Origin of the sequence: Aquimarina algiphila (genome assembly GCF_007489275.1) — a bacterium.
GTDB lineage: Bacteria > Bacteroidota > Bacteroidia > Flavobacteriales > Flavobacteriaceae > Aquimarina > Aquimarina algiphila.
In genome coordinates this window covers 1-3,287 of the sequence record NZ_VLNR01000145.1, presented here as the reverse complement: position 1 = coordinate 3,287, position 3,287 = coordinate 1, and the positions used below count along the sequence as shown (strand labels likewise).

3 protein-coding genes are annotated in these 3,287 nt (G+C 33.6%); all 3 read right to left on the bottom strand.

Translation table 11 applies throughout. The features are described 5' to 3' along the window. Positions 1–159 precede the first annotated feature (159 nt). Complete coding sequence (locus FOF46_RS30545; RefSeq protein WP_143919203.1) at positions 160–690, bottom strand: ankyrin repeat domain-containing protein; 531 nt, start codon at positions 688–690, stop codon at positions 160–162. A gap of 204 nt (positions 691–894) precedes the next feature. Further along, complete coding sequence (locus tag FOF46_RS30540) at positions 895–1,617, bottom strand: hypothetical protein (RefSeq protein WP_143919202.1); 723 nt, start codon at positions 1,615–1,617, stop codon at positions 895–897. Positions 1,618–1,773: 156 nt separating this feature from the next. Continuing rightward, the gene (locus FOF46_RS30535; RefSeq protein WP_143919201.1) at positions 1,774–3,129 is read right to left on the bottom strand and encodes a TrkH family potassium uptake protein; all 1,356 of its coding nucleotides are present in this window, start codon (positions 3,127–3,129) and stop codon (positions 1,774–1,776) included. Positions 3,130–3,287 lie beyond the last annotated feature (158 nt).

Sequence of the window (3,287 nt, the reverse complement as noted above, 5' to 3'; positions counted from 1 at the left end):
TTTCATTGCTTTTTTACTTTGGATCGGATACAAACCACTGCAAAAATTCTCAGTTCACACGATCGAGGTTCGTCCGCAGACAGGTTCAGATTGCGTTTTGCTTTTCAGATAACAAGTATGTGCCCTAACGGTTGAAATAAAAAGTCGTTTTAATGCTTTTTATTTTTTGTTATAACTTGTTTTCCCTTTTCTATATCTATCGAAAATTTCAATAATTGGAAGGTCGTCTTTTTCCCAACAAATTACTTTAACCAATTCATGTATAGATGCTCCCCCCATATTTGAATGATCCATGTCAACTCCTCTCAATAAGAGTAAATTCACTATTTCGATGTCATAAGGTTTAATTTCAAATACTAAACGTAGTGGAGTATCTCCTTCATTACTTACAGTATTAATTTCTGCGCCCGCGTCAAGTAAGCATTTAGCTACTTTTTTATTTTTCGTTCTTGCTGCGTAATGTAGCGGTGAATATCCATAGCAATCTATACCGTTTATATCAACCCCATTTTTAATTAAATGAGTAATCATCTCTATTTTGGGTTCTAAAGTAACGGATACTAATGCCCTATGAAGTAAATTCCAACGCTCTTTCTCAGTAACGCTATGAATATCATATCCATTTTGGATTAGGAAATCAAATTTTTCAATATCTCCCAGAAACATAGCTCTTGAAATTTGTCTACTCATTATCTTGAATTAGTTATAACGGTGAATATATGCATTCGTGCGGGCGGAAATTCAGGGAATTTCTGGTATAGCACGAGTGCATATCTTTTTGTATGACGCTAACTTAATTCAAACCAGCGACTAATCAAAATTATATGCACGGCTTAGCAAAAAGAAACCATGCATTAGCTCAAAAAGATTACCCCGCATGATGTATATATAGTGTTAGCAACTTTTCATTTTATTTACTCTACTTTGAATCAACTCTTTTTCGATACTCCATCTATCTGATTTATTTCTTGTTGGTGAATCATATAGTTCATCAAGTAATTCTTCAGCTTTTTTAAAATCACCTTTTTGAGCAAATAGAAAAATCAATACATATTTTTGATTTGGCGCATTGAAGTCATACATACCGCTTTTTTGAATTTGATCATTGGCAAGTGCAATATTAGAATCTATTGAATCATAAGTTTTAAACCATTTTTCTATCCTAATAGGGTATGAATCAATTATTTTGTTTAGAGATTCTAGAAAGTCTTTTTCATTCCAATGTGATACTTTATCATATTGATTTTTACGTTGAGTACCTTCTGAAGATTCCCTCCATCCATCTAGTCTTTCGAATAGGTGTAATTTCGTTGATTTATCGGTTTTGTGGTTTATCAATTTTTTTCCATCATTAGTTGTTGTTGGAAGAAAAGAAAAACAATTTCCATAAGAAAATGATCCGTCAAACCCTTTTAAAATATTATATTTAATTACGTGTTTTATACCATTTTCATTAAAATCAGAATACCACAAGTATTTTCCATCCCACTTATCTAATCCAATTTTTTTAAAGGCTGGAGTTACAATTTTTCCGAAAGTATCGATCCTAGTTGCTGCACTTACCTCATTTAATTCAGGTAATGCATTTCTACTGAATAGATTTTTAAGAAATTTCATTTTTGATTGTTGCTAACGGTTAGTATATGAAAAGTAGGCGATTTCGAAGCACTATATTTTCGTTTAAGCACAAAGTTTGATACGAACCAAAACTCTTGAATTTAGCATAAAATAGCCTATTTTTTATATACATTGTTGTATGCCGTTTTTCTTCTTTTAGACCGCTAAGTCGTCTTCTATTGACTCATTCCTATCCTTTTTCTTTCTCTCCAAAAGGGCAAAACCAAATGTCAACACTCCAACTCGTCCAACAAACATCAAGATGATGACCAAAACCTTACCTATTGCGGTTAAATCTCCTGTAATTCCTGTACTTAAACCAACAGTCCCAAGAGCAGAGGCAACTTCAAACAGGATTTTTTCAAACTCAAAACTCTCTGTAAATGTCAATAAGAATGAGAACAGAAATATTATGCTGGTATAAAGGGTAAATGTAGAAGTTGCAACATAAAGTCGCTCAAATGGAATAATCCTTCCTAAAAACGAAATACGTTTTTGCCCTGCCAACCTGCTTTTGAGAACTGAAATCATTGCGGTTAGGGTTGTTATTTTCATTCCACCTGCAGTTCCTGAAGGCGAAGCACCTATATACATTAAAAATGTAACAAATAATAAAATCGGCAAGCTTAGTCCGCCTGTTGGAATGGTGTTAAAGCCAACCGTTGTCATTGCAGTCATTGCTTGAAAGAATGATTCAGCCATTCTGGAATTTGAATTCTGTACACTAGGTTCTGTGAAATAAACAAGTGTTGTACCAATAAATAAAAGTAGGACAAACCCATAGGTTACTATCTTAGTAGTGAATGATAGGCTTTTCGACTTGCGTTTTAATCGGTACCACAAATCAGTTATTACAATGAAGCCAAGTGAACCCGCAATTGCGAGAACTGAAATAATAGTATTGAGAAAACCATTGTCGCTGTAGCCTTCAAAACTGTCATTAAATAGACCAAATCCTGCTGTACAGAATGCTGAAACGCTGTGAAATATGGAAAACCAAATAGCTTTTATTGTCTCCATTCCTTCTTGTTTAAAAGCGATAAAGAAGCAAATAGCACCCAATACTTCCATTACAGCAGTAAAAACGATTACACTTTTAATGAAGTCTTTGATTTTAATGGTCTTTGGTAGTGTGAATTCTGCACCGATTATTTTATTGTGCCAATGTGTTATGTTTTTGGTTGTAAATAGCAGGTAATAAGTAGTCAGAGTCATATATCCTATTCCACCAACTTGAAATAAACCCATTACAATCAGTTGTCCGAAAAAGTTATATGAATCGTAAACATTTACCGTTACAAGTCCTGTAGTAGAAATGGCAGAGGTAGAAATAAACAGATTGTCAAGAAAACCGACACTCGTTCTATGAAACAAGGTAATGCACAATAGTCCAAATCCAACTAGTGTATACAGAAAAAAACCCCAAACTAAATTCATTTGTGGGGACTTGCTGATTTGGAATTTCTTGTACCATATAAAGAATTTTTCGATTATGTTCTTTTTATCTGTCATTGTCTTTGTTTAAATGGCATACAACGTCTTTTGTATGTTGCGTTTGCCTGCCGAAGGCGGCATATGCAATATACAAATTGTTGTGGCACGTTTTTAAATATTCATTCCGTAGTCCCACTTTTTTATTCCTTTTTCTTTTAGCTTTTCTTTCATATCAT